This window comes from Vulcanococcus sp. Clear-D1, from assembly GCF_014654725.1.
Taxonomy (GTDB): domain Bacteria; phylum Cyanobacteriota; class Cyanobacteriia; order PCC-6307; family Cyanobiaceae; genus Vulcanococcus.
Window position 1 is genome coordinate 1 of sequence record NZ_JACVZV010000010.1, and the last position, 26,020, is coordinate 26,020.

Below are 26,020 nucleotides of genomic sequence, written 5' to 3' on the forward strand. Positions count from 1 at the left end.
CCTGTTCACCCTCGAACCAGGGCAATCGGGCCTCGGGATTTACACCTCGCAAAGGGACGCGGCCCACTGCAGTGCAATGGATCTCGCCTTATTCAGCAAACCCTACATGGTGCAGTCAGACGTTGTGAGGCTATTTAGGCTTGATGTAGAGGGGAAGAACGAGAAAGATGGCGTGATTGGATTTGAGGGCTTGCCGACAAAGCCTAGGGCGCCATCTCCATGGATTTGCGATGTCGATGCATGGACTGAGATCACTGTGCCAGAGAGGTAGTTCGCTGCCGATGGGGGAAGTTATAGCTCTTAGTACTGCAAGCTCCCAGTCAACAACGACCTTCTTGGTATTCGTGCTGGGCAGAAGGGTGTCTGGCGACAGTTCTCAACGAGTAATAGACGATCTTTACAGCCCCGGTGACACCAACTGTGCTCAATGAATATGATCAGAATTCTGACTTTGGTCGATTGGCGACAAGCCAGCGGTGGCTGGAAGGTGTTGGCTGACTCCCTTGGTTTAGAAGCAGCAGCCTAGGCACGGCTGAGCATTGTCAACCATTCCAGTCACTGGAATACCAGACGGGTGAATCAAAGCCACTGGTGTTGGGCATGCCTACCATCCAGTCGCTGTTGCGGAAGTGTGCGATCGAATTTAATGGGCCAATCCCATCAAACAGAGCAAAGGTGAAGTCAATACCGATGCCTGCTTTGCTTGACCACTTCTTCATCGCTTCTGAGGTGTTGGGTAGTGATTCTGCAACCAGCTCCTTGTTGTAGAAGCCATAGACAGGGTGCTTGATCTTGTCGGAACTGATACCCTCTTGAGCCGCTACTTCGACCACCTTTCTAGCGATGGTATCGCTAGTGATTTGAAGGTCAATATCACTTCGATCACCGATTCCTAATTTTGCCATCAGATCGACTGTCCGATAGCGTGGAATGTCATCACTTTCACGCTGGCTTTCCGCGCCAAGCCAATGGTCGTAGTTGATCAGAATATCTCTTGCTTTCTCTTGGGAGACTTCTGTTTTTGTTTCATTTTCGTAGAGCACGATCGCATCGCGTGCGGTGCTGGGTACGGTTTTTGTTGGATTGGAAAACAGCCTGGCAGCGCTCCCGTTCAGCCTGATGTCATGTGGCGCTGTAAAGCCATCGGAGCTCAATGCGCTGTAGAGATCTTTCGTGAAGCTGTCCCACTGGCTATTAGAGAGAAGGAACGGTGAATTACGCTCCCTCCAATCTGTAATATCTTGAGCTGTCAGACCCGTGAAGTATGCATCTTCTGGTTTCATCTGCCATTGAGCGCCATCACTGATGGGCGTTGCAAGGGCTTGAAGGTATCCTTTCTGAAGGGCTTTGGGGATTTCAAGCTGAGGAGCCGAATTGAATAGATTGAAGCTGCTTAGGCGTTGACCGGAGAGATCTTCGAGAACTTCTTGATTGGACAGATTGAAGGGCCTGAATTTAAAAATAAGCTTGCCACTGTTTTCTTTGTATTTAGGATTTTTGTTGAGCTTGAATGTGAGCACATCAACATCATCGCCAATTTTGAAGGTTGCCGCCAAATCGGCGCCTTTGCCATTGAGAAAAGAGTTCCACCGTGCCGCAACCTGTTTGGGGCTAGTGCTTTCTACGGGGCTGTTGTCTTTTTTTGCATGGATATACTCAGCACCCTGCAAAGCAAGTTTGAATTTCCCCCCATCAGACCGTTGTAATGCTCCACGATTGAAAAGAGCGTCGAACTGAGGGGCATTGGAGGAGGAGGTTGCCATGGCGAAATTTGTTGTGTGGTGATTGTGACGGAAGGGATTTACGACGCTGTGTGGTTGATGCTTGCGGTGAACCAGGGAATGGATCGATCCATCAGTGTGAACAGAGCTGCACGATGATTGGCGGCCTTTGCTGTGATCAGTTCGATATTCTGCTTGCCATAGTTAATGCGCTGCCAGTTATAGAGTGATTGTGTCACTGGGTTGGAAACCACCTCGTCTTGCTCGCCGTACACCATCAGCAGATCTGCTGACAACGGTAGCTTGCCAACACTGGACTCGTTCAGGAGCTTCACATAGTCAGATTCAGCAAAGGCTTTCGGGTTAGTGCTATAGCGAGCTGGAAGGATCTCCTTAGCAATGTTTGGGAGGAAGTATCCGTCAACGAGCACTCCTGAACCATCACTAGTTGGAAGTATCGACTTATAGTCTGAGGTGTAGATCTTTCGTCCAGCTTCATAGTATTTACCCAGGATGTCTTCGGCTATGTTGCCTCGATCTGAGTACCAATCCAGAGAAAAGGCTGACTGCACAAGGACGTTATAAATCCAAGGCGCTTCAGGAGTGTTGCCATCCGACCCATTGCGAGGATTCCAGATCCCAGCGTTGACATTCATGGCTAGGTCCAAGGGAGCGCCGGCGATGGCAACACCGCTGAGCTCGATCCCCTGTTGTTCAAGCCTTTCAGCCAAGCCCACTGCGGTAACTCCACCAATAGACCAGCCAGCGACATAGAGATTCGAGATCCTCTTATTGAGAGCGCTGAGCAGCTCGGAGGCCGACTTGTAATTGTCGAGACTGGACTGCTGGTTACTCTTTTTCGCTAAATAAGCGTAGTATTCTGGATTATTGCCCAGTCCGTACTGGTCACCGATGATCACGGCGAAACCCTGGCCGGCGTAATGCGCAACCTTAGTTCTTGTGCTGTAGAGGGACATCGCTTCGCCACTGTTTTCTGGATAAGAGAAGGCTTGAGATGCGGCGCTGGCTCGGTCGAATACGGTTTGGTGCTCCATCGCGATCACTGGTATGGAGCTGGCGTCTGTTTGGGGAATCGCCGCCAGACCATAATTGGTTGTGAAGCGCTCTTGACCCGGAATCTTGGAGCGGTAGGCGATCCGATAGAGATCGACAGAATGAGTTGCTTTGGGATAGTCAGGCAGTTGATAATCCCTTAGATATGGAAGAATGTTGTCCGGCGTAGCAGGGAGCTGTTGGTTGATCTTGACACCCGAGTCGTAGTAGGCACGATCTTGTTCCATCAATGCATTCAACTCACTGGCTGACATCGTCTTGAGGAATTCGAAGTGAGATCCCAGCAGTGCAGCTTTGGATCCATTGATGATGAGATTCTTCTTGAAGTCAGCACCGATCAGTTCAATCGGATTGCCGCCCTTATCGGCCAGTGTGCTTTTACCCGGTAGCAGAATTACTTCACTCCCAAGGTCTCCGAAATCGATCAGCGCTCCTCGTTGAATACCTTCAGGCAGCTCGCTCCCAAACACGAGAGTTTTGCTCCCACTTCCGCGCCTGTAACTCAGAAGAGTGCTCTGGCCATCGATTTCGATCGGGATTGCTGGTGACCCTTTGACGATGGTTTGCCGATCAAATCTGACTTTTACCATCACCTGATGCTTGGCGATGGCTGGTTGGCCAAATGAGACGACGCTAGGACCTCGAGCATCCACCAAGATGGATGATGCATTCACCCTGGGCAGAGCATCACTTACTGGATTAGCGGCGAGACTATGAATTCGTCCTGCAAAATCAAAGTCTCGAAGCCCAGTGATCGGATCGACCCGGCCTAATCTGATGCCATTAAGATCGAGATCGATACGATCAGGAGTCCATCGAAAAACTAGTTGCCTTGTTCCTGAGCCCTTAATATACTCTGCTTCATGCATTCTGTATCCCACCTCTAGAGGGACCGAAGGCTTTTGCTCTGCGTCCACCTCAACTCTCTGATCAAATCTGAGGACAAAGTCCAGTGGATCACGACGTCCGTAAGTTCCAAGTGCCGGAAGACCGACTGTTTCAACAAATGGTGCACCCCCAGTGCTGGGGCCGGACATTGACGACCAGCCATACTCTTGGGCAAAGAGAGAACTTTCGAGACTTGCAAGAGCCATTGGATTCCAACCACTAAATGACTGACAGGGCTGCACTGAGGGAGAAGAGTCGAGGCATTTCAGCTGAGATAAGCTAGATTGACTGGCAAAGTAATTGGTGGCTTTAATCCACGCTTGGTGCATAGAGGCGAGGCTACGGAGCAAGGCCACCCCGGGCGAACTGGCGGCAATGCCAATGGCAGTATCTTGTTCACAGCCTGAGGCGAATTTACCATCTATTACCCCTTGATACTACTGCGCCGTTACAAGCAAAAACAAGCCAAGGCAATTGCAATCCTTCTTTAGGTTTCAGGCCGGGCTCTGCCAGGCGCCAAGGCATGGCCTTCGGCATAGCTCTTGATCTGGATATCCCCAGGGCACCCTGTGAGTCCACCTTGCTCGATCCGTTGAAGCGGGACGAAGGCGAGCAGACCTCGGGTTGCTGAGGGAGTGGACGCTGGCCCCAGGGTTGCCTCCAATCCAGGCAGCGGGGCGCTTTGGACACCTACAAGCAGTCTTAGCAGTTTGATGAAAAACTCCGCCATCTCTGCAAGCATGGCCCAGCTGAAATGTGAGATCAGCGGGAGCGCAGCGGCTCCCTGTTCTCCAACGTCTCGATCGAGGGGCGCATCCCGGCCAGCCACCCGCTGCGGCGGATCTGGCCCCTGATCGACTCAATCCCACCTTCTGTGCGCTGTATGCCGCAGAAGATCGGCCCTCGGTTCCTCCGGAACAACTGCTGCTGGCCTGATTGGTGCAGGCGTTTTTCGGCATCCGCTCGGAGCGTCTGCTGTTGGAGCAGCTCAACTAAAGCCTGCTGTTTCGTTGGTTTGTGGGCCTGAGCCCGGATGATCCGATCTGGCATCCCACCACGTACACCAAGAACTTGGAGCGGCTGCTCAATGAGCACTTCTCGGTGGACGGCACGCTGCTGCTGGCCTGGTCATCCCATGCCTCCCTGCAGCGCATCGATGGCCAGGACGATCCACCGCCCTCAGGCCCCGGCAAGGTTTTCGGTCAGCCCAAGGACGGTAAAACGAGGACCAAAGACTACTTAAGCGGCATCAAGCTCAGCAACAGCACGCATCGCTCAACAACTGATCCCGACGCGCTGCTGGCGCGCAAGTCCAACGCCCATCCAGCTCAGCCGAGCTACCGGGGCCATGTGCTCATGGACAACCGCCATGCCCGGATCTTGGACTTCAAGGTGACGCAGGCAGTGGACACTGGCGGACGGGATGCCGCCAAAGACATGGCTGCTGTCATCCCCGGTGCCAGCCAGAAAACCATCGGAGCTGACAAGAACTGCGACACCAAGCGCAGCTATGGCATGCGCGAGAGCAAGCCGCAGGGCGAGACCCCTAACTACGACTCGAGTTTGCGCACCGGTGCCATGGGCCTGCTCAGATCGATCCGGCAGTGCAGGGCGATCGAGAACAGCAGGCACTGGGTGCGCGATGTGGTTGTAAGAAAGATGCCCACCGCAACCGGGAGAACAACGGTGCCCTACGGCGCAATGGAATCTGGTCGATCACCGAGGGCATCGCCGCCTTGGCTCACGACATCAAGGGGTTGCTCAGGCTGCTGGGATGGCGGGAGCTCGCGACGCCAGCAAGCTCCTCGTAATGACTCCTCAGAGACCCTGGATGCCATGGGGCTTTCAGGCAGCCAGGTTTCCGGTCGATATCGCTGTTCAGAACAAGGATTACTCACCCTGGCTTTGAACTTGCGCCAAATGCATGGCAGCCAGTAAGATAGTTAGAAAAGCTGCCAAAGAAATGGACCCTTTTCGTAAAGAAATTGCGAAGAACGTCCGCCGCTCCGACAGCGAAATTGGCTTCAGCACACTTGAGCGCTCTGAGAACAGCTGGGCAAACCGCTCGGCCTTTGCGGCTCTGACCAACGACGGGCAAGTCATCACTTGGGGCGATCCGGCCACAGGCGGGACTCTTGACGACGCCAGCGAGGAACGCCTGACAAGGCAGGGCAATTCCGATGCTGCACCCTGGATCTGGACAGTAGAACTCGCCTCCAGCGAACGCGCCTTCGCTGCCCGGCGTGCAAACGGCGAGGTGGTGGCCTGGGGAGATATGGCCGCGGGTGGCACCATTCCAGAGAAAGTGCGTGAAGCGTTAAATACCGGGGTGCTGCGGGTGTTTGGCCTGGCTGAGGGCTTTGCCGCGATCAAAGAAGACGGAACCCTGATCACGTGGGGGGACGGACCAGGGACTAGAAGTGAGGCAACCGCTCTAGATCCCAGCCGCCCGTACCAACTTGTCTCGAGTTACGACTCGCTAGCGATCCTGCAGGGCGAGCGTTTGGTGGGCTGCTGGGGCGGAGGAGCAGGTGCGGTGCAGTGGCGCAAGAACCCTTCCGTATCTGAAACCCTGGCCACAGGAGTTGAGGAGCTGGTGAGCAACGACGCCGGCTTCGCCGCTCGCACCACCGGCGGACAAGTGGTCACATGGGGAATCCCAAAGGGGATCGGTGATGCCAGCGGCGTGAGCGTCAGCGACCGCCCCGACATCGTACGACTGGGCAGCGATACATACCAGTTTCATGGTTTCGACTCACTGGGCAGAATCTTCCTCTGGGCAAGCAATGAGAATGGCGGCGATGTGCAATACGCCGCCGGCATTGGGCCAAAGCCATGGCCTGCTTTCTATCAAGGCCCAATCGAGGGAGCACGCAGTCTGTTCAGCGTTCCCGGTGGCGGCATCGGCTGGAGCCATGAGGACGACAAGCTGTGGCTGTACCAGGTTTCTGGTGGCGGGGTCTATCAAGTCGTCAGTACAAATAAGAACCCAACTCTTGGCACAAGCGGACTGGCAGTGATTACGCCATCTGGAGGTTTGGACACCTACGGATCTGGGCTCGATCTTCGGAATCCCAACAGCAGCGGATTCTTCTCACCCTCAAGCAAAGCCACCTCTGCGGCCTGGGAAGCAGTTCGCTCGAGCGATGGTGCTTTCGCCTCCCTGGCCAGCGATGGCACGATCGGCCTTTGGGGCCAGCCTGCCAGCGGCGCCAGCCCGGCCAATCCTGCTCTGACGCAGCAACTGCTGGAGGAGCATCCGGCCGCTGCTCTGTACAGCAACAGTGGCGCCTTTACAGCCGTGTCGGCCGATGGCACGGCGATCAGCTGGGGCTCCAGCGTCAGCGGCGGCGACCAGGAGGGCGCCCCGCAGGTGTTCCAGAACGTTCACCACCTGGTATCTCCCTGGCAGAACGTGCGCATCGATGAGCTGGGCCCTGGTCTGCTGCGCTTGCTGGCCAATGAGAAGACCAATCCAGACGGCCAGTCCGTTCCGATCCTGGTGCAGGAGGGCGACAGTCTGTACGCAGTAATCAGCGGCGACCCGAACGGCGATCGCAGCAACACCACAGGGAACGTGTATCTGTGGCACCGCGATGGGAAGACTGCCGGCGACTCCAGCCAGGCGTCGGTCAACCTGGACGCGCTTTCCGCTGGGCTGTGGAGCGTCACTCCCACTTACCGCGACCTTCCGGGCTTCCAAAAGACCCTGGCGCCCCTCAGCGTGCAAGTGGAGCAGGTGGACAATGGCCAGGCGGCGATCACCGTTAAGCCCTACGGCTTCAAAGGCCCCGCCGATCAGGCCTTCACGGCCGGCAGTGGGCAGCTCGCCGAATTGGTGGCCAGCCTCAGAGGCGATCCCGAAGGCATTCGCAGCATTGAAGCGGTGCAGTGGTTCCGTGATGGCGCACCCATCGCCAGTACCGGCAAGCCAGAGCTGAGCATCCTCACCACCGCGAAACCGGGCGCCTATTCCTTCGAAGCCACCTACGTCGACAACCAGGGCTATCGCAGCACCGTACGCAGTGGCCGCATCAAGATCGATCCTGCCGGCACCGTGCCGATCCAGAGCCACCTCGCCAGCGGCGGGCTGCAGACACTGTGGCGCCTGAGCGATGACGGAAGCGGCGTCGAGCGTTTCGACTCAAGTAGCCTGCGCATGCGCCCCGTGGATATGAAAGGGACGCCAGGCTTTCTGGCGATCTCTGCCAGCAGCGACGGCAGGGCCTGGGCTCTCGACAACGATGGCTACCCCTGCCTCTACGAGGGACGCAGCAACAGCTTCATACGCCAGGACGGCACGGGCAGGGGCGACAAGCAGAGGACAAATCTAGGCGGTGGCTGGCGCCAAATCGTGGCAGCCCGGGGCAGCGACACTGCCCCGGCCCTGTGGCTCTTGGGCGACGCCCCCCTTGATGGCAGCAGCAACGTGGCCTACGTGCCCGGTGCCCTAGCCAAGGACCAGAGCATCACTGATCTGAAGCCAATTACGGTGAAAGGCGGCCCACAGCTGCGGCTGCTGGCGGTGGGCGATGACCAGACCCCCTGGGGGATCGACGAAGACGGCGATCTTTGGCGCTGGGACACGGTCAGCGAGGGCTTCGAGCTGCTAGCAAATGGCGCGGGTGAGCATATCCGCCAGCTGCAGATGATCGATCAGGGGCAGGTGTGGGGCCTCAATGAACAGGGGGAGCTAGAAATGTGGGACGGCGAAGCAGAACGCTTCAAGCCTGTGCCGCTACATTCACCCTTCTTCACGAGGCGTAGCGAACTACTCACTCCCGATGTGATACCCACCTGGGAGAGCTTCAGCCTGAGCCAGCTGGGCGGCTTCGTGGGTATCCCGCGATCGGGAGTGACACTGCCCAAAGAAGGCAATGGGCTGGTGAGCTTCGACACCAGCGAAATCAGAATGTTGAGGGGTCCCTCCGAAAACCCCACAGAAGTAGCTCTCTATAACGGTGAGACCATTGAAGACAATGGCATCAGAAAACAAGGTCAGAATCTTGCCTTCAACTTAAATAACGAGGTCAATATTGCATACATGCTAAACGATAGCGCCGCTGGCCAATGGGAAGGTGCAGCATCCATTCCAAACGCACAGAGCGGCATAGGGCTAAAGCTTGAATCAGGAGACAGCCGAAATAGCAATGGAGAAAGATTACCAGTATTGAGAGTGTCGTGGACAAACGGCGTGTCAGACGACGATGATACACGCGACTTCACATCAAATGGCTTTATTAGTCCCTTTGGTGGATTGCTGTTCGGAAGCGCTGTCCCAACGCCCAAGCCAAGCTCGGGACTCAGAACACAAACAACACTAGCTCCCTTAGCCGCTCTGCCCATGAGCGATTTGAGCAGCAGCAGCAGACTTGGAGGGAGCACCAGCAAGGAAAGCAAAACTATCACTCCAGGCCTCACTACAGGCCTGGAAGGGAAGTGGCAATGGGAAAGAGAAACTCAGTATACAAACTGGAAAGAAGAGCAGACCGTCTCAGCGACCATCAGCAACGGAGCCAGCGTTGCTGAGCTGTTCAAAAGTAAGCCAGAACTTGACAACAAACTCACTGCTAGGTTCACCACCGAATGGGTGTGGTCACAAAAAGCAGACGAGTGGTACAACCTTCCAGGCCTACTCACTGGCGCATCTAAAGCTGTGTGGGACAAGACACCAGGGCCTAGAACTAGAGAATTAGAATTTGAACGAGGCGCAGACGGCGTAATAGACCCCAAAAGCGGTAGGTACAAAACAAAGCAACTAGAAGCCAACAAGTCCATCACCCTCAGCCTTCAAGGAACCGTATCCGGAACATTGGATGAATGGCTATTACTGGGGACACAGAACGCCGTTAATTTGTCACTGGCCTACAAGACAAATGTTCCGATATTCAGCCTTGGCTTTGGGCGCTTTATATTCAGCATAGATACTGGAGGGGGATTTGAGCTTTCAGCAAGCACTTATGGCCCCCTCGGACTATTCACTCCATCCCTATACCTCTACGACAAACTGACAGGCCAGGAAGCAACAAAGGACACCCCCGCCGTCGACCTCATCTTTGGGCTAGACGATCTAATCAAACCATCTTTTCTGAACAATCCTGTCGTTAAGGCAGTCAATCAATACCTTTTGCCAAGCGCGACTGCACTCACAGAGATAGGCTGGCTGGTGGCACGTTTGATGGGCAAAGGAAGGTCACTCGCAGGCCAAACAATGGCCGCGGGGCTTCAAAGCGTTGAAGCTCTTAGATCGAACTACAACACGAACGAGAACAAGATCATCAGCGATCCCCAAGATGTAGAAGGGATAGACAGCACAGCGGATTTGCTTACTGGGCCAACAGCCAAGCCCCGCACCGAGATAAACGTCACATACAAGCCAATTCTTGCCGCAAAAGGTAAATTCGACCTAGTCGCCGGAAATGTAAATCTTGACGCCAAGCTCAAATCAAGCTTCACGTACGATGTACTGAAGAACGATACCACCTCGAAAGGCAGCATCGCCATTTCGGCAAGGCTGCAGTTGCTTGGCTGGCAACAAAGTGAGACATGGGAATTCCCCATCTGGAAGACTGAGCCTCCGAAGCAGACTCTTCTCTCCACATCAGCCGATCAAGACACCAATGCTCGGAAATCTGATGTTCCCGAAACGCTCTTTGAACAATCTGTCGTATTAACTAGCGGCCCAATCGAGAGAAGTGCTGCAATGGCACTCTCGAACGAAGACGTGCAAGACGGAAGAAAAATTTCGGCCAGTGCAGCAGAAGATGCCATTCTCTCAATGGCACGGCAGGGGCAAACAGCTACGGGGATCTACAAACATCTCGTAGACGAGCACTCTGGCATCTACCAACTTGGATGGGTGACAGGAGCCACACGGAAAGGCACAGACGAAATCCGCTGGGACTGGTCTTCGGCCAAAACCATTGAAGGATCCGAGGGTTTCACGACAAAGGTTACATTGGTAGAAAGGCCGAATGGCGGGCTAGCTGTAGCAGCAAGTCATATCAATGAAAGCGATTCACTCCTTAAGCCACTGACACAAGTCGCGCCAGGTGTGATCCACCAAATCGATAGCGACGCGAAGACGAATCAGTCAATTACTTTGGGTCGAAGCACAGAAAGGCTGAAGCTGCCTACAGATCAGTCCTGGGCACAGTTGGGGACAAGCCTTGCCGCCTCAACAGCTCTTCTTAGCGATTGGGAAGGGGAAAGCCTGGTCGCAGGTGCAGATGGGAGTAACAATGGCGCAGGCTCTCTCTACATTCTAAATGGAGCATCGCTCAGCACGATCAACGACCTCTCAGAGTTAACCAACAACCAAACACCAAAGCGCGGATTAGTTATCCAAGGTTCACGTCAAGCTGGCAGCAGGAGTGGACTCGGGAAGTTTGTTGTCAACGCTGGGGATACCAACCTCGACGGCTTCAACGAGATTCTCGCGTCAGCCCCTAACGATCTCGGGGGTGCTGGGCTCGTCTACATGCTTTATGGCGGACGATCCATGGAGTTACTAAGGGATGTAGCGGGGCAAGCCAATGGGTCAATCGACCTTGACAGCCTCGATGCGCTTCAAAATTCCTGGCGCAAAGACCTGTTCCTACAGAGGTTCGAAGGCATCGGCAATAGAGATGGATACGGCACGATCCTTGCCGGTGGCGGTGATCTCAATGGGGATGGCTTGTCAGATCCACTGATCGGCTACGCAGCCGGCAGTCTCAATTCGGGTAGCGTCGAAATCTGGAGCAGTCGAGGTGAGCTCAAGTCTCGCGATTTCGATCCGGGGGCTGTTGAAAGCGAACAACAAGCTGTACCGCACTTCGATCGCTCCCTCTGGGTCAGCAGTCGGATGGAAGATGCCAATCAGAGTAATCTTCCTATCCATAGTGCCAACTCTGTCGGCGATCTGAATAACGACGGGTATGGAGACATCACAATCAATTCCGACAGCCAAGCTGTATTGGTATTCGGTGACAGCCTGATGCCCGTCTACTGGGAGGCTGCAAGTGTACTTGGCGATATCTCGTCCAGTGATGCTGCAAATGATCAAGGGTCACCCTCCAATACATGGACAGCTAGCTGGACTGATACAACCGGCGATACCGTGGTCCTTAGCCTCCATGGCCGCGACACCAACGGCGATGGCCTCCTCAGAACGGGCTCTGCTGAAGAGATCGACTGGATTGCGCTGCGGCTCGACCGTACTGAAGGCAAGCCGCTAGTGGCTCTGAGCGGCTCCATTGCCGACCGCTGGCAAGGTGCTCTGACGCTGAACAACGCATCACTGAGTTTCGATCTCAAAAACAGAAGCTTCACGGCTCCGATACAACTCACCGCCTCCGGTGAGAGCAGCAGCTTCAGCTGGTCGAGCGATAACAAAGGGGTGCAAGTCGATGGCGAGGCCCGGACCCTTCGGGCACGTCTGATCACCAGTAACGCGCCAGGAGTTCTGAACGCCACGGGGATCGGCGATTTCGATGGCGATGGCCAAGTTGATCTGGCTCTTTCGCAGGCGGGCTATCGAACTATTGCCCTAGACGGTACCGGGCGGCCGGTTAAGCAGCCAGGTCAAAGTGCCGTGCTTTTCGGAAACACAAACCTGGCAGCCTCAGATGCACCGCTGGCGCTGATGCAAACCAGCGACGGCCGGACAGGACTAAAACTGAACAGCGGCGGGGAGGTGAGTTTCGTTGGCGACTGGAACAGCGATAACAAGGCAGATCTACTGATCAGTGATCCCGCCTCAAGCGGCGGTGCGGGCGAGGATCAGGCCGGACGCCAGGTGCTGCTGTTCGGAAGAGAAGCTGACGACATTGGAGAACTGGACCTTGATGAGGAGCTGGCGGCAGGTCGCGCCCAACTCATCCAGGGAAGCACTGCCTATGGCCGAAGTGGAACGGGTGTGGCCGCTGGTGACTTTGCAGGCAACGGCCGTCGAAGCTTGTTCATCGGTTCCCCAAACACAATCAGCGAAACTGATCTCCGCCAAGCGGCGGATGGGGTCCGCGTCTACACAGCCATCCAGAACGCCGATGGCATCTGGCAAACACCGGAGCGGATTCCGCTGCCAGAAGCTGCCGGTGTGCAACAGCTCGGCACCTTTACAGCTGTGGGGCATCAGATCCTCGCCACCTGGGTGCGATCTACGAGCGATGACAAGGGCAACCAGAAGGATGAACTCTGGGCAGCATTCCAGAACCCGGACGGTCAGTGGCTTCCCGCCATATTGCTGCAAACAAGCCTGCATCAAGAAACAGAAACGGTGACAATCGGCGAAGTCAATGCGCTGGCGCTCACCGATAGCCATGGCAAACATAACGGCGAGGTGCTACTGGCCTGGACCTGCCTTGATCCGAGCACAGATCGCAGCTTTCTGTTCCAGAGCATGTATGCTCAGGCCACGGGCTGGAGCCAGGCGGAACAGAAGGATCTACAGGCTCTACTAACAGCAAATCTGGATGCACTCAGTGGCTCTCAGTTGAAGCTACAGCTGAATCCAGGAACCGTGGAGCAACGCAGCCAGATTTCGGCTGTCAGCGGCATCAACTCCGAGGGAGATCCGAGCGCAAGGATCACATTGATACGCTCAGGAGATCTAAGTCAGCCGCTAACTTTAAATTACACAACGCGGGACCAATCTGCCTCAGCGGGCTCACAATACCAGCACAGCAGCGGCAGAGTTCGTTTTGCAGCCGGCGAAGGCAGCCTTAGGCTGGACATCCCTCTGCTCGACACAGAAAATCTCGAATATCGGAACACTAACTTCGCCGTAGATTTCAGCCTACCTCCCAAGAAAGCTAAATCCACTCGACCGCAGCTTCTTCTGGGGAAAACTCCCGTTTCCTATGCCGGAGACACCCCGATCTTGAGTGTCGTTGCCGGTGTGCAGGATAACGAAACAATCCGCATGCGGGCTATCGATGCCGGCATCAGCCTGCTAGGCCCTCTGACCGGCAGCACGGGCACGTCATCGACGGCCGGCAGGGGTGCCGACGCCAAGACGAATTACAACATCACAATGGTTGGCGATCCAGGCGCAGACCGGGGTCTGGGTCAAGTGTACGCCGTCTTTGTGGCGTCCACCGTCAGCGATCCAGGCAACGAGGGAATGGACTGGAAGCAGCTCAACGACATTGCATCACTGGATCAACCCACCTCCGCAAAAGCAGGGAACAAACGCCAACTCAATGTGCTGCTCAAGCCGGAGGAAGCCCTCATGGATCTCGACCCGCATGCCGGATTCGGGACAGCAATGGTGACACTCCGCCTTGACAAGGGTGACTTCTTCGCAATCAGCGCACCAGGCAATCTCCTTGATCCGAGCAAAACCGGACGCGTATATGTAGTGGCCGCTGATGTGGTTCAGAACTGGGCTAAAGATCCAAAGACTGCCGATAGGCCTCTCGTCCTGAACGAAGACAACAGTCTGATTATCGAGCAAAAGGCGGGCGGGCTGTTCGGCTCGGAGCTCACCACTGCCGATCTCAATGCCGACAATAAACAAGAATTGATTGTTGGCTCCCCAGGCTCAGAAACCGTATTCGTCTTCGATGGTGCAACCTTAACCCAGACCGGACGCCGATCCCTAGGCTCCATGAAGCCCAAGGTGATCCAGAGTGCGAACCGCGGTGGCGAGCGCGAGAGCACCGGCTTCGGATCAGCAATTACAGCGCTTGATCTAGACGGCGACGGAAATCTTGACCTGGCGATTGGCGCGCCTCAGGCGCTGCCTGTACAGGCCAGGAGCCAGTTAAATCCGGCTCCTGTAGTCGGCAATGCAGGTGAGGTTTATGTCATCAAAGGTGGCGGTAGCCTGAATTCCTTCGAGGGTGATATCGCGAGTCTGAAGAACAGCAAAACAGCGCTCTCCTTTAAGGGATACTCCCATGTCAACGAACGGGGCAGCGAAGATGAGCTACGGCTTGCAAGCGAAGAACCTCTGCCACCAGGCAGCTTTGGATTCGGCGAAGCACTGGGATCTGATCTGGCGGCAGTGGATCTCAATAGTGATGGGCTTCTAGATCTCGCCATCGGTGCTCCGGAGTTCACCCCGGACAACACGCGGATTACGGGGCGTGTTTTAACATGGTTTGCTAATAAAACATCTCCTCGCTGGGGAGCTTCTATTGATCTCGCTAACCTCAAGAACCCGAATGCAAGTGACGGCGTTAGCTTCTTGGGGCAGCAGGATTATGGGCGAGTTGGTACTAGCCTGGCTGCAGCAGGTGATCTCAATGACGACGGACATCCTGATCTGGCCATCGGCGCACCCCTCGAGGACGGTGGCGCGGGAAGAATCTACGTGGCCTTTGGGAGCGCAAACCGCTACGGTCCCGAAGCACTGAAAACAACCGGCAACAGCTTCAACCTCGATGCCACATCGCCAGACAGCCCCTTCCAGACATTCGAAGCACCAATCGGCTACGAACTGGGCCGCGCTGTTTCAGCACTTGGCGATGTCAACAACGACCAAAACACCGGAATCGGCGGTGATGACCTGTTTCTTGGTAGCCCCTCAGCCATCGCGCCACAAAAGGTTGCGAATGACAAGGGCGATCTGCAGTACACCGAAGCTGGCCAGACTCACATGGCCTGGGGGCGCCCTTGGCTCGGTCCAAATCAGTCATCCGATGTGCCATTCACTCAGGGGCTGGGTTATCTGCTGCCCTTTGGCGGAATTCCTCTGGCCCTTGGTGATCTCAACGGCGATGGCTATGAAGATTACGCCCTGCTAGGAAGTTCCGAAGATGCCGGTGGTGCAACCCCATCCGAAGACGCCAACAAACTACGCATCCGCTTTGGCGCCGCTCTGGAGTACGAACAGCAGCAAGTACTGCTCAGTAACTTCAGCCTCAGTGAGTCGACAACACCTCTGACGAAAGACGGCTATCCATTGGTGACAACCGGGGATATTGATGGCGACGGTTTTGGGGATTTGGTGGCCCTTACCCAGGCAGGTCTACGGCTGTTGCAGGGTGGACCCAACCTGAGCAGCCAGGGCAACAGCAAGGGACGGTGGGATGTAGCGGGCGAGCCACTCAGCATCAGCGGGCCCACCACGCCCATCTCATTGCTGACAAGTGGCGACTTTGACGGTGACGGATTTGATGATCTAGCAGTAGTCAATCAAGATATAGGCAGAGGTGTTTCGCAAACACCGCCAACTCTCAATATTTTCTGGGGCAGCAGCACTGGTCTCAAGCCCGGCTTTAATACAAAGCTACCGAAACCACCTACCATTGGCTATGTCGATACTGCCATCAGTAACATGATCGCAATCGACGCCAATGGCGATGGGGTAGATGAACTTGCTGTCTACGGAAAAGATATCAGCACGTTTGGATGGGGCCTAAAGCTCTTGTCTGCTAATCGCACGAGCAAGTCTATTGTTCAGTTAGCAAGCAAGGCGATAGACAGTGTTGAAGACAAGTATGCAGCTATCGAATTAAGCCATGGCGATCTCAACGGCGATGGCTTCAGTGATCTACTGATTGACCAAGGTGGCAGCACTCTCTCGCTGCTTCACGGCGACAGGCATGCATACCTCAAGGAATCCAGCCTGTCTTTCAGCCGAACTCAAGCTCCAACGCCAGAAAACCCAATTCAGCGCAGCCAGCTGGCACGCTTCATTGGCGACACCAATGCAGATGGTCACGACGACCTTCTGTTTTCACCAACCAGCTCCGCCCCACTGATAAAAAATCGACCTCCAAAGCACGGACACTTCAGCTACATCTATCTCGGAAATACTTCGCCTATCAGCAGCAAGAGCGTTAAGATACCAGCGTTTTGGAGCGATAAAGACAATTTAGGCGACCCATCCCCGCGACCTGACATCATCGATTGGGAGAGAAACTACGGATACGCAATTGAATCACTGCCCGGCGAGGCCAAGCCATACCGCACTGGTGGCATTGGCGATATAAATGGTGATGGCTTTGATGAGGTGCTGTTCTCAGGCAACAGCCTCTATGTAGGGGATCCAGCAGTCGCAGAACAACGCCCTCACTCGATTGCGCTGTATGGCAGACCACATCTAACTCCCGCCAATCTCAGCACCACAACCAACAATGATGGATCAAGATCAGACGACGTTCTCCATCAATTGGGATCGGCCGGCAAGAAAGAGTTGCTGCTGCGGGGCAAGGCCGGCAGTGATCTACTGCAGGTGCACGCTGACCCCTATGGAACCACTGTATCCATACCCAACGACGGCATCAATGCCGGGCGCCTCACCGTTAGCGCCAGCAGTGGCAAGACCCTTTGGAGTCAGCCTCAGAATGCCTATGAGCTGGCATTGAAGGACGGAAAACTCCAAGTCATTCGAACCCATGACAACACCACGGTGAAATCATGGGGAGACGGCAACATTGGACGGCTCCATCTATCAAGCGATGGCTGGCTGTACCTTCTCGATACAAATAGCAAAATCCTAAGTCAACCTGACAATGCCTACTATGAATTGAATGATAACCGATCTCATGGAGCGGGTCTGCCTGGCCTAGGAGTACAAGGCATTGCAGGGTGGTTTGAAAATGCTGGCTGGGCTTCAGCACGTGAGGCCCCAACAACGACAGTAAAACAGAGCCAGCTAGTTTTCTCCCCTGAAACGGGCGCGCTTTACCTTGTCAATAGGCAAGACAAATCTAAGAACGGCCAAAAAAGTAGCGACAACGGCAATGATCTCTGGGTTTATAACGGGCTTGAGGGGTACGCGACAGGCTTTGACGGCTCAGGCAAAACCCCTATCTCCTATCTTGACAACGGACAAGAATATAGCCGCGGAAGCCACATCACGTTGTTCAAAGGAGACGATCAAGCTCTATCGTCAACTCCCAGGGCAATACTAACGCAAGTATTAAACCCTGGCGAATCACTGATCAGCAAAAATGGCGCAGCTTTGCTGAAGCAATCGGCTATTGAATCGATGGATTCGTTGCAAACTTCACGCCAGGATCTGCAAACTTCGGTTGGTAGTGACAAGACTATTCCCTTCAGCGTACGCCGTGTCAGCGCTGTTGTGCACGATCGACCTCTGGAGCAAGTCTTGGCAAACACCAACATGGCAACCGCCATAGACGACCTCGCTTGGTCTGCTCCTGCCGTGCAGGAGAAGGGCCCATATGTCGTCTCCATGGACGGCAACGGCCGACTTACGATCAATGGCCAAAAGGATGTGGAAGGCCAGATCAAACCGGGCAGCGAGCTTGCGGTGCTACATGAAGGCAATCCTGATCCTTTCCTGCCTCCGATTGGCAGCGAACCTGTACTGCTGCGACCCGGCAGGGAGTTCATCAATGATCAGATCAGCCAGGCTGTAGGGGGCAGTCGCAGCACCAACAACAACTTCACAGCTGTTCTTAAGGGCGGCCTGGATGACGATCGGCTGGGCATTGATTCCCTGCAGCGCCTGACTCCTTCAAGCCCAGATATCGCGGCAGGCCAGGTCGGCAGCGTGGATGGCGGCCCAGGTGTCGACACCCTCTTCTTCTCCACACAGCGCAGCAACAGCTCCGACACGGGTATCAACTTGGTGGGATTGGGCAGCCGCATCCGAAATATCGAAGCGATCGAAATCCCAATCAACAACACGCTGATCCTCGATGAGGCCTTGCTGCTCAACACACCCTTGCACAGGCTCAAACTCGAAAGCCGTGGGGCCGCCCAGGTGACCCTGCACACTCGCAGCATTTACGAGTACATCGGCGATCAAATGGATGCCGGCAAGTCCTATAGCGTCTTTACCAAATCCGCTAGCAACTTACAGCTTTGGCTTGAGCAAGGGCGAGTCAGCATGAACCAGACACTCAACAACGTTGGCAGCAGCGCCTCTATCAAACTAAGCAACATGGAGGGGAGGTTGGCCCTGAGCTCGGAAGATCCAATTGATTCAGACGGGTTAGCCGCAGACCCGTCTTACGCCTATCGCTGGTATCGCGATGGCGATTTGATCGTCGGGGCTTCTGAAGCTACCTATGGCGCGGAAGTACAGCAGGCCTTGTCCCCCGGCAGCTACGTACGTGTGACCGATTACACCGACCGACATGGCTTGAGAGACAGCGTTACATCCGAACCCATCGTGATCGATCCGGCTCGATCCGTTGCCGGCGGAACTTTGTGGATTGGACGCACAAAGCTCGGTAAAGGCCAGAAAGCACGTTTAGGGACAAGTGCGACAGGATGGCAGCCAAGTACAGATCTGCTTCTTGCCAATTTCACCGCTGGAGAGGCGACCGAAGCAGGAGTACATAGGCTGAATCTACCAACGTCCAGTTCCAACAGCACACATGTTGGCCTTGTGGCCATGGTCAACGGAGATGGGCAAAACCTCCTGAAGAGCCAAGCTGGCCTGACAGATTCCACCGAACCCAGCCCCTACGACCTTAACGGGGATGGCCGCATCGACAGCCTGATTTGGCAGCCCGACGTGAATAGCGGCTCACTGGACACTGTCCTACTGACCACCGATAGCCCCACAGCTTTGGTTGGCAAGGCCAACGGCCTGCTGCGATTCACCCAGCAGCGACGCAGCTCCATCGCGGGGGTGCAATCGGTCAGTGTCTCCTTGCTGAAAGCACCAAGGACAATGGTGTCCATCATTGGCATCCCGTTAGGGGAAGGCGAAAGCCTTAAAGCGCTCACAGCTGGTGAAAGAAGCGCACGTGCTTTGACACTGCTCAGCAGCGCAAGCCGTAACACCCAATGGCCGCACTCAACACACGATCGTCGGCGTTCCTTCGGACTGCGCACAGATCAGAAGCTTGCGCTCTTAGAGCTCAGAGGGACGTCACCTGAAAACTGGGATGGGACTAGCAATTGGAGGTCGGTCACGCTGCGGCCTTCTTCGATGGAAAAGAGCCAATCCTCCGAGCTGAAGTTCCGCTCACCCTCAGGGCTCAGATTCAGGATGAGCAGTGAGACCACTCCTCAGAATATCGATGACTTAGTGGCACGCACCCAAATAGGCGGCACCCCTGTGCTCGATTTTCGTGGCCTGCATGACCTCAAAGTCAGTGGTACCACTAGGCTCCATAACAACGTCAATTCCCGAACTCGCATAGGCTTTTACCCCGTCGAAACGCTGGAAGGCGAAATTCGGGACCCGCTAACCAATCAGCTGGTGGCCCCAGGCGATCCCAACTATGGATCCATTGCGAAAGAAATACGAACCAAGAAACTTGACTACCACAACAACACCAGCAGTGGCACAAGCTCTAGGCCAATCAAGCTTGCATCAGATCAGCTACTTGCCCCCTTTGTCATCACAAACAATGAGCTGCACGGCAAGAATGCTTACTTCGCTTTTCAAGCAGCGAATCAAAATGAGCTCAATCATTTCACCAGTCTTGGAACCAACACCATTGGCTTTGAAAAACATCCTTTTGGGCGTGGCAGATCCTTTACGGATCTAATCTTCGATCTTCAATTGGAAGCCACAGATAGCTGACACGCGCAACAGCTAACCACCCTTTTCGTAGCGCGGCATCAGTGCACTGCACTGGTCCGTGCTACTTGGGGCTTCCTGAATAAGGCCGGATCCACTGCAGTGCAAAGGATCTGACCAGTTTTTGACGGTAAAATGTGCGTGAACGGGCTGATCTGAGCCCAAAAGCGATCCGGAGTTTTCCACATGTACCGGCGTGAGCATCGTCATCAGCTCTCGTTCGAAGACTTTTTTCTGCCGTTTGGCAGCAAAATCCCTGGTGATAATCGCTGGATCAAGCTGGCTGAGCTGATTCCGTGGGATGAGCTGGAGGATGATTACGCGGCGCAATTCTGCAAGGGCTTTGGAGCACCGGCAAAGCCTTTCCGCATGGCACTGGGCGCATTGATCATCAAGGCTCGTCTCGGTCTCACGGACGAAGAACTGATCGAGCAGATCAAAGAAAACCCTTACCTGCAGTTCTTCATCGGCCTGGAAGGATTCCAGTATTCGGCGCCATTTGATCTATCGATGATGGTCTATTTCCGCAAGCGCCTGCCGGAAGCGGCTGTGAATGACTGCAATGAACGGATTGTGAGCCATGGCCTGACAGTGATTCGCTCATAAAATCCCCAAGGCCCAGGCGGTGCATGGCACCACGGGTGAGGCGCCGCTGGAGGCCAAGCCGTCCTTCCTGGCGGAGCGGGAGCTGGTGCGGATCGTCCACAGCGACTGCTGCGTGGAGGTCGAGGCGAACTGGTATTCGGCGCCGCAGGTGCTGATCCGCCAGCGGGTGAGCGTGCTGGTGCGCGATCAACAGGTTCTGATCCTCTATGGCGGCAGGATCGTCGCTGAGCACAGGCGCCAGCGGCCCGGTAGCCGCAGCCGCCAGGTGATCGATGGGCATTGGGCTGGCCTGGTGCCACAACAGCAGCAGCGCGAGGCGGTGCGATCCCTGAGGGACGCCGGCGCCAGTTGTGATCAGGACTGCGAGCAGCGCACGGTCCGCAGCTCTGAACTGGCCCGGCCTCTGGGCGTCTATGCCGAGCTGATCGGTGAGGTGGCGGCATGAGCACGAACCCACGCAACCGATCAACACCCATCACGCCACCGGCGGCGGTCCTGGAGCGGTTGCGGCACTACCGGATGGGCGTGATTGGTGTTTGCAGCGTGATTGCCGCGGAACTGGCCTACGGCGTGGCCGCCGCCAACGCCCAGGTGGCGGCACTAAGAAGCCTTGGTTTGCAGGCACGTTTCCGGACCGATGGCTGCGTTGAGAATCTGGTCCGGCAGATCCCCGCTGGCGGAGTGGACGAAGAGGAGTGATCAACTACTTGCTGACGCTGAGCAACATTGATCAACTCTCAAGCAATCCAGGTGCATGAGAATATTCTTAATTAGGGCGATGGCGACAGAGCTCAGCGTCAGGCGATCTTAGCGAGTTTGAATGAACACCAAGCAACCTCAGATCTGCTGATGGACCGAGCTCTGACTGCTGCTGACGCATATTAGGTTTTTATGGTCACGGGATAGCTTATCGCAACCCCAAGGCATACGCCCATCAAAAGCGCCCATGGGAGCACTGCTATACGACCGACCAAACGAAGTGAGGATGCGGACAAAAATGGCGAGGGGCACTCAGCTTCTAATTGGCTGCCTACATCAACGTATTGTTTATTTGCTCACAATACATATCAAATGACTTGCACTTCTGAGGAGCGTTGTCGTGAGAAAGTAAAAACGTCGAACCATCTGCAGCGCACCTATGCCCAATCAGCTCGCAATGCTATCTAAGGTTTCAGATATCGGCTGGCTGAATAGGGAATGCAAGCCATCTGTCTTGCCAAAGTCTTCGCTGAGGACGGATGTCAAAAGGGATTCGAAACGTGAGACGTCAGCCTGGAACACGACTTTCACATCTTGACCGGCAGAATCACGCTTCGTCCAACCTGACTTGAATGGATCAAGAGGAGAGCGGGGACGCCCCTTCCAATTAAGACGGCTAAAATCACTAGTGTCACCGAACGGTGAGTCTTGCTCAGGTGCGATGTCATCGCGAGCCTTTGCATTGACCTTGATTTTTACTCCTTGTGAATTTGTGATCAGATCGGGAGATACCGCAATTGCCGCGGCTAGAGGATCCCAGTGATAATATTCGCCTAGAGGATTCACAATAGCATCTTTCCACCAGGTGGCTGCTAGGTTAGCCACTCTCCCAGTTGCATTCTTTTGAAAGTTTGCAAGAAAGTCTTCGGTCAGTGGGGCCTGATTGGTTGCATCAAGAGGAACGATCGTTATGGGTATCCCTAGATCAAAGACGGTCTTAGCTGCGACAGGATCGATCCAGAAATTGAACTCAGCACGCTCGTTAGGAGTGTTATGAATGTTGCCTTTGACGTCAACTGCGCCACCCATAGAGACTATATGATCAATCTTACCTGCAAGCTTGGGAGATTTAGCTAAGACCTTAGCGAGTGTCGTGAACGTGCCCAACTCTAGAATGGAAATCTCGCTCGGGCTTGTCAGGAGAACTTTTCGGAGAATGTCCACAGACTTTCCGTTTTGCCGCTTTGCAGCTTTGGTGTAGTCAGGAATTTTCAATCCTCTGAGATTGTCTTCTGTGTACCGCCATTCAGAGGGATATTGATGGAAGCCCTGAAGGGTATTCTTGCCGCCTTCTCCTATGATGGGAAGTTGATCCGAAGGGATTCCTGCATACCTCAGAAGCCGGACTGCGTTGTTTTTCGCAGGAAGTGAGTGTGCAAGACCGGTTCCTTGAGTTAGAATGGCTTTGATGTTAAACTTGCTTTCGGGCTGTTTCGAGATTTGAGCCAAATAGAGGAGTGCGATTCGGTCGTCTAGCCCCATGTCTGTGTCGATAATCCAGTCCATTGAATTAATTCGCGTTGATTTTGATTTGATTTTTGTTTTTCGATCAAGGAAGCTGTGTTGCTCAGACCTTGAAGCTACAGCCTCGTGGAGCCTGTCAACTTGATGGCCTGCAAACACGGCGCTCATGAACATAAGCGTTAGGATCCCTCGCGAAAGAGAACGAGGACTGCAATTGAAGAATTCACAAGATTTCCCTTATCATAACTTGGTTGCTGAGGGGTGTCAATGTTTCAAGCGGCGACACCCCAGCTTCTGGAAAGGGCCGTTGGCGGTATTTATTTGGTTGCAAATCACGCAACAACGAGTCGATTCAGCATCTTGCTGCAAGAGTGGTTAGATGCCCGATCCAAACCAATAGCGATAGCTGATTATGCGATTGCATAAGAGATTGGAGCATGCCGCGGGACTGACCCTGGAATCCCACCTGATCATTATCCACCCTGAACTGACCAGGTGGCGGGGCGAAGCAAAGGGAGACGGTTCACGTTACTTCGATACGCCAAGTGATGACTTAACTACTCGAGCGGTTGGTTTTGACGGGGGAAAGTTCATGTTGTAGAACAAACGTGAGTTGTAGACCATCGGTGTCAACTTGAAGATAAGCCGATCGGTGGTGACGGGAATCCCTTCATTGGACCGGACGCAATGAGAATGAATTCGAGGCCTATTAAAAGTCTGTACCAAACGGCCTTCTGGCCTGGCCCTGACGGGGTTCTCCAGGATGCGTATCGCTCCAGATCCTTACACACGCCACCGCTCTCCAGAACCCTGCTGGTTCCACCGATATGCTCAGCTTCCTCAAGGTGCTGCCGCCCCGAGGAGCTTGAGGCGATGCTCACCCGCCTGCGGCTGCCGGCGATCCGCGATCACCTTGATGCGCTGCTGGAGGAAGCGGCCAGACGTGAGATGAACCTGCGTGAGGCGCTGACCTGGCTCTGCACAGCTGAGGTGGCTCGCAAGGACCATCTGCGGATGGGAATGGCGCTGCGGCTGGCGCGCTTTCCGTATGTGCGGACGCTGGAGGCATTTGATTTCGAGGCTCAGCCGTCGATCGATCCGGCCCAAATCCGCGAGCTGGCCACCTGCCGTTGGGTGGCCAACGGCGACACCTTGCTGCTGCTCGGACCGCCGGGTGTGGGGAAGACCCACTTGGCGGTGGCACTGGGCCGGGAGGCGGTGGGACTCGGTCACAGCGTCCAGCACGTCGGTGCGATGGAGCTGATCACAGCCCTGGCCAAAGCCCAGGCGCAGCACGCTCTGGAAGCAAGGCTGACGCAGTACGCCAAAACCCGGCTGCTGATCATCGATGAGCTCGGCTACCTGCCGCTTGAGCCGAACGCGGCCTATCTGTTCTTCCAGCTGATCTCCCGCTGCTACAAGCGCGGCAGCGTGTTGATCACCTCCAACCGCCCCGTCATGGAGTGGGGCGAGGTGTTTGGTGATCAGGTGGTTGCCACGGCAATTCTCGATCGGCTGCTGCACCACAGCCACGTGCTGACGATCCGGGGCGACACTACCGGCTCAAAGAGAAACGTCGCAGCGGCCTCATCCGCCCGCAGGCGGGCGGTTCCTCCTCACAGGGCAGCGCTGGCCTACAGCCACCGCCGCCCAGTGAGGAGGCCTGAGGGAAAACTCGAATCAGGCAGCACAGGTTCCGCAGCCCACAACAACAACGTCACGACACACACCGATGAGACAACGATCGAAAAGGCACCGGAAGGACTCCATCAGCAGACCATCAGCTGGGCCAGATTTCGTGTCGGCGGAGGACCAAAAGCAGATGTCGCTTGACACGGGATCCTGAGTAAATGCGAGAGCCTCCGGGATTTGGAGCGTTTTGCCCGGCGCCATCACGATGTGCTCACAGAGTCGCTTGGCCTTGGGCTCAAGCGTCCTCCATCAGATTCCGCCTTCCGTTACTTCTTCCTGCAGGTGGATGTCGATGGCGTCTGCGCCGCCATCCGTGACTGGACCATCGCCCAGATCCCAGGTGGGGCAACGGTTCTTGATCAGTTGGTCTGTGACGGCAAGACCCTGCGAGGTTCGATCGTGCCCACCAGTGGTGGCGGTTCGGCGTTCATCGCCCAGGTGACGCTGTACTCCGCAGCTTTGGGTATCGCGATCGCTCAGGCTTGCTACGCCACAAGTGATAACCACGAGCGTGCGGTACTCCAAAGGTTGCTTGGTGAGTTCGATCTGGAGGGTGTGCTCATCCAGGCGGATGCGCTCCACACACAGCAGGCGTTTTTCGGCAGCTCACGGAGCAGGGGGCCGACTTCCTGCTGACGGTCAAAGCCAACCAGAAGACTCTCTACCGCCAGATCGCCAGCCAGCTGGTTGGAAAGCGCAAGATCCCTTTCATCGCAAGTGATCACGAAGTCGGCCATGGGCGCGACATCACCTGGGATCTCAGGGCCAAGGAGGCACCAACCCACATCAAGGAGAACTGGCACGGCGCCTGCTGGATTGCGGAAGTGATTGCAACAGGCATGCGCGATGGCAAGCCGTTCAACGCCACCCATCGGTTCATCACGAGCCTGCGCACTACCCCAGAAGCCCTGCTGCGTCTGGTGAGAGAGCGCTGGAGCCTGGAGAGCTGGCACTGGATCCGGGACACCCAGTTCCGGGAAGACGCACACCGTTACCGCGGAAATGGCGCCGGTGCCATGGCCACACTGCGAACCGCAGCCATGAACCTGCTGCGCCTGGCTGGATTCGGCTCAATCCGCGAGGGCCTGCAAGCGGTGATGCATAACATCACGGCGCTGCTGGCGCTGGCGCGACGACAACCAGAGCTCAAGCCATGACCTGACTTTGAATCAACCCTGTCAGCAGCCCAAAGTGCTGCTCCAGTTCAACCCGCTCAAACAGGTAGAGGAAGGTGGAGTTGCAGGGTGCCTTGGGCAGCTCCAGGCCCACCCAGCGCCGCGCCGAATGCCTGGTGATGGCGTTTAGCACAACGCTCCTGATCCATGGCGCTGCGGCAGCCACTCAGGATGCCCAGGATCGCCATCAACAGCAGTAA

The 26,020-nt window shown here is 55.4% G+C and carries 11 protein-coding genes and 2 pseudogenes; 9 read left to right on the forward strand and 4 right to left on the reverse strand.

The genetic code is table 11. The annotated features are described in order from the left end of the window. The coding region (locus H9532_RS03045; protein WP_296365707.1) for a hypothetical protein at positions 1–271 on the forward strand (271 nt) is incomplete at its 5' end. 271 nt (positions 272–542) lie between these two features. Here H9532_RS03045 and H9532_RS03050 read toward each other — a convergent pair. Both H9532_RS03050 and H9532_RS03055 read right to left on the reverse strand, forming a co-directional pair. Beyond that, complete coding sequence (locus H9532_RS03050) at positions 543–1,763, reverse strand: hypothetical protein (RefSeq protein ID WP_296365708.1); 1,221 nt, start codon at positions 1,761–1,763, stop codon at positions 543–545. Between the two features lie 38 nt (positions 1,764–1,801). Then, the gene (locus H9532_RS03055; protein ID WP_296365709.1) at positions 1,802–3,664 is read right to left on the reverse strand and encodes a hypothetical protein; all 1,863 of its coding nucleotides are present in this window, start codon (positions 3,662–3,664) and stop codon (positions 1,802–1,804) included. 803 nt (positions 3,665–4,467) lie between these two features. Between H9532_RS03055 and H9532_RS03060 the strand changes: the two are divergent. The 5 genes and pseudogenes from H9532_RS03060 to H9532_RS03080 all read left to right on the forward strand — a co-directional run. Beyond that, a pseudogene (locus H9532_RS03060) lies at positions 4,468–5,234 on the forward strand (transposase); the annotation flags it as partial. Positions 5,235–5,607: 373 nt separating this feature from the next. Then, a complete protein-coding gene (locus H9532_RS03065; protein ID WP_296365710.1) occupies positions 5,608–20,127 on the forward strand; it encodes a Calx-beta domain-containing protein in 14,520 nt (4,839 codons plus the stop codon). A 183-nt stretch (positions 20,128–20,310) separates the two neighbouring features. After that, a pseudogene (locus tag H9532_RS03070) lies at positions 20,311–20,700 on the forward strand (transposase); the annotation flags it as partial. Between the two features lie 49 nt (positions 20,701–20,749). Continuing rightward, the gene (locus H9532_RS03075; protein WP_296365711.1) at positions 20,750–21,175 is read left to right on the forward strand and encodes a hypothetical protein; all 426 of its coding nucleotides are present in this window, start codon (positions 20,750–20,752) and stop codon (positions 21,173–21,175) included. Next, positions 21,172–21,429 carry a hypothetical protein gene (locus H9532_RS03080; protein WP_296365712.1) on the forward strand — a complete coding sequence of 86 codons (258 nt, stop codon included), beginning with the start codon at positions 21,172–21,174 and terminating at the stop codon, positions 21,427–21,429. Before H9532_RS03075 ends, H9532_RS03080 begins: the two co-directional genes overlap by 4 nt. 447 nt (positions 21,430–21,876) lie before the next feature. On the opposite strand, the gene H9532_RS03085 is transcribed toward H9532_RS03080, so the two are convergent. Beyond that, a complete protein-coding gene (locus tag H9532_RS03085; protein ID WP_296365713.1) occupies positions 21,877–23,121 on the reverse strand; it encodes a nucleoside hydrolase in 1,245 nt (414 codons plus the stop codon). Positions 23,122–23,826: 705 nt separating this feature from the next. Between H9532_RS03085 and istB the strand changes: the two genes are divergently transcribed. The 3 genes from istB to H9532_RS03100 are packed head-to-tail and all read left to right on the forward strand — an operon-like array spanning position 23,827 to position 25,802. Beyond that, positions 23,827–24,786, forward strand: a complete 960-nt coding sequence (istB, locus tag H9532_RS03090) for an IS21-like element helper ATPase IstB (protein WP_296365714.1) — start codon at positions 23,827–23,829, stop codon at positions 24,784–24,786. A gap of 36 nt (positions 24,787–24,822) precedes the next feature. Next, on the forward strand, positions 24,823–25,281 hold the full coding sequence (locus tag H9532_RS03095) for a hypothetical protein (protein WP_296365715.1): 459 nt from the start codon (positions 24,823–24,825) through the stop codon (positions 25,279–25,281). After that, positions 25,278–25,802 (forward strand): ISAs1 family transposase, encoded by a 525-nt coding sequence (locus tag H9532_RS03100; RefSeq protein ID WP_296365794.1) that lies wholly within the window; start codon positions 25,278–25,280, stop codon positions 25,800–25,802. The genes H9532_RS03095 and H9532_RS03100 overlap by 4 nt, the downstream gene beginning before the upstream one ends. Here the strand turns inward: H9532_RS03100 and H9532_RS03105 are convergent. Next, on the reverse strand, positions 25,792–25,986 hold the full coding sequence (locus H9532_RS03105; protein ID WP_296365716.1) for a hypothetical protein: 195 nt from the start codon (positions 25,984–25,986) through the stop codon (positions 25,792–25,794). The two genes, H9532_RS03100 and H9532_RS03105, sit on opposite strands and share 11 nt — an antisense overlap. Positions 25,987–26,020 lie beyond the last annotated feature (34 nt).

What these genes read in the sequence shown, in the direction of transcription:
- H9532_RS03050 (WP_296365708.1), bottom strand. Translation starts at nt 1,763, where the DNA reads ATGGCAACCTCCTCCTCCAATGCCCCTCAGTTCGACGCTCTTTTCAAT.
- H9532_RS03055 (WP_296365709.1), bottom strand. Translation starts at nt 3,664, where the DNA reads ATGCATGAAGCAGAGTATATTAAGGGCTCAGGAACAAGGCAACTAGTT.
- H9532_RS03065 (WP_296365710.1), top strand. Translation starts at nt 5,608, where the DNA reads ATGGCAGCCAGTAAGATAGTTAGAAAAGCTGCCAAAGAAATGGACCCT.
- H9532_RS03080 (WP_296365712.1), top strand. Translation starts at nt 21,172, where the DNA reads ATGAGCACGAACCCACGCAACCGATCAACACCCATCACGCCACCGGCG.
- H9532_RS03085 (WP_296365713.1), bottom strand. Translation starts at nt 23,121, where the DNA reads ATGAGCGCCGTGTTTGCAGGCCATCAAGTTGACAGGCTCCACGAGGCT.
- istB (WP_296365714.1), top strand. Translation starts at nt 23,827, where the DNA reads ATGCTCACCCGCCTGCGGCTGCCGGCGATCCGCGATCACCTTGATGCG.